Here is a 3,539-nt window from a genome sequence, read left to right on the forward strand (position 1 = left end):
ACAATGGCCAGTGCAGGGCTGGCCGCCAATAAACTTCCTACGCCTAGGGCCGCGGCGGTAAACGCGTATAGAAAACGTAAGAGCTTTTGTAGATAAGTCTTGCCGTGTTGATTGATGCCGTTCTCGGGTCTTTGCTTGTTGCCCTTTGAACGAGTTGAGGAGTGGCTGACTGAGCTGTTTGCTGTGTTCATGTGACAATCCTCTAAGTCACTAAAATAGTAGCGTTCCGGCTGTGGGCGAACTCCAGAGTTGGCAATAAGTTACTAGTGGCGAGTTGGCCGATGCTGGGCGGCAGAGGAGAGCGTGTACCCGTTATAGGCGTTAATCAATAAAGCAAATAGCTCTTGGGAAAAGGGCCGCAGAAATAAAATAATTGTCGCTTGCTATATTAATAATTGAAGTTGGCTGTTTGCGGTAAATCTAGGCGTTCACGAGCGGACAGAACGCAGAGGGTTAGTGCGATACTCGCGCGCTGTCTTATAAATAATTAACTACATGCTGCCATCATTACGACTGCATATAGTGCAGGGGCATTAACTCTCGGCAAGTTCAAGTCGATCACGGCCATTGCGCTTGGCCTGATACAGCGCGCGGTCAACGCGTTTAAAGAAGTTCTCCGCATCCTCACCGCGCAGCACATCGAGGCGGCCGACGCCCAGGCTGGCGGTCAGGGGCAGGTGTTCGCCTTGCAGGTCGATGCCGTTGTGCGCCAGGTCTTGGCGAAACTGCTCGGCCAATAGTTGCGCTTGTTCCAGGCTGGTGTCTGGCATCAGTACGCCGAACTCTTCACCGCCCAAGCGCAGCAGCGCATCGCTGTCGCGGCGAAAGACGTGGCGCATGCGTTGGGCAAACTCGCTCAAACAGGCATCGCCGCCAGCATGACCGCGCTGGTCGTTAACCTTTTTGAAAAAGTCGATATCCAGCAGCACCAAGGCCAGCGGCTCGCCCGTGCGCTTGGCGTGGGCCACCATGCTTTGGAATTGGCTGTTGAATTGGTAGCGGTTGCCCAGTTGAGTAAGGCTGTCGGTGCGGCTGAGTTGGTCGAGCGTTTCTTGCTGCTTTAGTAAACGCAGTTCCAGGTCGAGGGTGGCGAGGTATTCGCGGTGGCTGCGGTTTAGCGCCAGGAGTAAATAGCTGAGGTAGAACAGCAAGGTGATCAGCAGGTTATGGCCGTTGCGCCAATCCATGGCCATCACCACCAGCCCAGGCACATAGAGCAGCAAAATAGCGACAAAGGCGCGTTTTTTGCGCATGGCAAAGTTAAATGTCATCGCCGTGCTAAAAGCCACGGTGCTGAGGGTGGCGATCATTGCCGAATCTTTTAACGCATCGCTGTACAAGGCCCAGGCGTGGGCTTGGCCCCAGCACAGCGAGTTAAGCAGCACCAGGGCCCAGTGGCGGTCCAGCCAGCGCTGCAAGTCCTTTCTGGTTTGAAGTGGCGGCGGCACATGCACAAGGCGCGCAACCATCAGTGCGGCAAACAATATGCTACCCGCTATGCCGCTCAGCAAAATGGTCGACGGGTTGGCGCTAAATAGCCAGGTGAGCAACCAGGCGAGCAGGTAGTAAACGCCACCCAGGCGTGTGCGTACGCGGGTGTCTTGAACTTCACGCCAAAGGGCAAAGGTGTGCGGCGAACGCGGTAATTCGGCGTCTATCATTTTGTGATCACAAGAGCGGCGTTTGGCGAGCATAGTGCTTTCGCCGTGAAAAAAATATCAAAAGGCTATCACCGCAAGGCCCGGTTTTCTTGGACAGATCTGTCTGCCGATGGGCGGTATTAGAGGGGCTTGCGAAACAGTAGCAGCGCTACCCGCTGGCCAAGAGGGTCGCGGCGCTCTTCTACCCCGTACACCTGGTAACCCAGGCTTGGATAGAGCAGCAAGCCGGCGGTATTGGCGTTAAAGCAGCTCAGCTGCATTTCCTTTGCAGCAAAGCGTTCCTTAGCGATCTGCTCCATCTGCGCAATCAGATAATGCGCCACGCCCTGGCCGCGAGCAGTGGCCGCCACCATCACATTGCCGAGCGCGCAGTGTTGGCCATATTCGCTGGCGTAGAAATTGGCAAAACCCACCACGTGGTCATCCAACAGCACCACCGTGCTGGCCTCGCGCTGTGCCACGGCTTGTGCCAGTTGCTCCACGGTGAACGGCCAATTGCCTTTGGGGTAACAGAAAAACAGCTCTTGGGCGTGCTGTGGGATGGCTACGACTGCTGGCAAATCGTCGGCAGTGGCGGGGCGATGCGTCAGTGTTGGCATGGGTGGCCTCAAGAAAAATGTCTAGTGCGACTGTAACCCGGACAACCATTCGTCCAACACCTCGCACTGTTGCCCAGCGCAGTGGCCAAAACCTGTACAGCAGACAATGAGCCTGCGGCTCAAGGAGCGACAGATGAACCGATTTACTCGCAAGCCGACCCTCTTGAGCATGGCCTTAGTGCTCGTACTGAGCGCTAGTGCCTCGACCTTCGCCGCATCAGGTGCAGGCGCTGGTGGTGGTGCCGGTGGCGGCGCAGGAGCCGGTGCTTCTGGTGCTGGCGCCGCAGGCGGTAATGCTGGGCAGTCCTCGGGCGGCAACGCCACTGGCAATGCGAACTCCAACAATGCCAGCGGCAACCGCAGCTCAAGCGGCAATAACGACTCCAACACCAATGGCTTTAACTCCAACGGTTACAACACCAACACTCGCAATACCAATACGCAAAATGGCAATTCGGATAACACCGGCGCCACCGGTACTAACAATTCCAACGACAACAACGGCTCCACTAATACCAATGACTCCAATACCAATGGTGTGAATTCCAACGGCTACAACACCAATACAGGTAATACCGGCACTGGCTCGGTGAATACTGGTAATGGCGTGAACAATGGTGGCGGCGTCAACAATGGCAACTCAGGTATGAACAACCAGAGTGGCTCCGGCGCTGTGGGTGGCGGCGGCGTCATTGAGGAAGACAGTGGCAGCCTGGAAGACCAGCGCCGCGCCAGTGGTGAGGCGATGGAGCAGGAAAGGAAAGGCCAGTAGCACCCCAGCCCGCCCCTTGGGGGGTGCTGGGCGCATCTAGCGATTGGCACGGACCGGCACGCCCCAAGGGAACAGCGTTATTGTCAATGCGGTGGGTACTGGCTCAGGATTTTCGCCACGGTTGCGCGAATAGCGGTTTCGCGTTCAACCGGACTGTTTTGGTTGTTGCGCACGATCTGCTCTGCGCTGCCACGCCACACCAACTTGCCATCTTTGCCGTCGAACAGGTCGACCTGCACGGTGCCGACTTTGTAGTCGACGTTGCGCGTTTCGGTGTACGCCGGGCCGCCCCAGTAGCCATTCCAATAACCACCCCAAGCGCCGCCGTAACTGGTGCTAACTTGGTCGGTACGGTTTTCCACAATCAGCCAAGCTTGCACACTGACATCGCCTTTACTGCCGGCAGGGGCCTGGCGCACACCACGTTGGTCGAGCTGCTCACTGACGGCGGCACGAATGCGCTGCTCGGTGAGGTCGCTTTTAATCCGCGGGTCATCGGGGCTGTAC

Annotated in this window: 5 protein-coding genes; 1 reads left to right on the plus strand and 4 read right to left on the minus strand. The window is 56.9% G+C overall.

Translation table 11 applies throughout. The features are described 5' to 3' along the window. From AAAB16_RS20555 to AAAB16_RS20565, 3 genes are all read right to left on the minus strand, one after another. A partial coding sequence (locus tag AAAB16_RS20555; RefSeq protein WP_340664997.1) for a hypothetical protein occupies nucleotides 1-191 on the minus strand: 191 nt, incomplete at its 3' end. A gap of 342 nt (nucleotides 192-533) precedes the next feature. Beyond that, nucleotides 534-1,661 carry a GGDEF domain-containing protein gene (locus tag AAAB16_RS20560; RefSeq protein WP_340664998.1) on the minus strand — a complete coding sequence of 376 codons (1,128 nt, stop codon included), beginning with the start codon at nucleotides 1,659-1,661 and terminating at the stop codon, nucleotides 534-536. A gap of 119 nt (nucleotides 1,662-1,780) precedes the next feature. Continuing rightward, nucleotides 1,781-2,260 carry a GNAT family N-acetyltransferase gene (locus AAAB16_RS20565; protein WP_340664999.1) on the minus strand — a complete coding sequence of 160 codons (480 nt, stop codon included), beginning with the start codon at nucleotides 2,258-2,260 and terminating at the stop codon, nucleotides 1,781-1,783. A 133-nt stretch (nucleotides 2,261-2,393) separates the two neighbouring features. Here AAAB16_RS20565 and AAAB16_RS20570 point away from each other — a divergent pair, with 133 nt between their 5' ends. After that, nucleotides 2,394-3,032 carry a hypothetical protein gene (locus AAAB16_RS20570; RefSeq protein ID WP_340665000.1) on the plus strand — a complete coding sequence of 213 codons (639 nt, stop codon included), beginning with the start codon at nucleotides 2,394-2,396 and terminating at the stop codon, nucleotides 3,030-3,032. Nucleotides 3,033-3,115: 83 nt separating this feature from the next. Here AAAB16_RS20570 and AAAB16_RS20575 read toward each other — a convergent pair. Beyond that, nucleotides 3,116-3,539, minus strand: a 424-nt coding sequence (locus tag AAAB16_RS20575; RefSeq protein ID WP_340665001.1) for a DUF4136 domain-containing protein, incomplete at its 5' end; no start/stop codon positions are given.

The sequence above is a fragment of the Pseudomonas sp. genome (assembly GCF_037994325.1).
In the GTDB taxonomy this organism is placed as follows: Bacteria; Pseudomonadota; Gammaproteobacteria; order Pseudomonadales; family Pseudomonadaceae; genus Aquipseudomonas.

Coding starts and splice junctions, on each gene's coding strand:
- AAAB16_RS20560 (WP_340664998.1), bottom strand. CDS start 1,661: ATGATAGACGCCGAATTACCGCGTTCGCCGCACACCTTTGCCCTTTGG.
- AAAB16_RS20565 (WP_340664999.1), bottom strand. CDS start 2,260: ATGCCAACACTGACGCATCGCCCCGCCACTGCCGACGATTTGCCAGCA.
- AAAB16_RS20570 (WP_340665000.1), top strand. CDS start 2,394: ATGAACCGATTTACTCGCAAGCCGACCCTCTTGAGCATGGCCTTAGTG.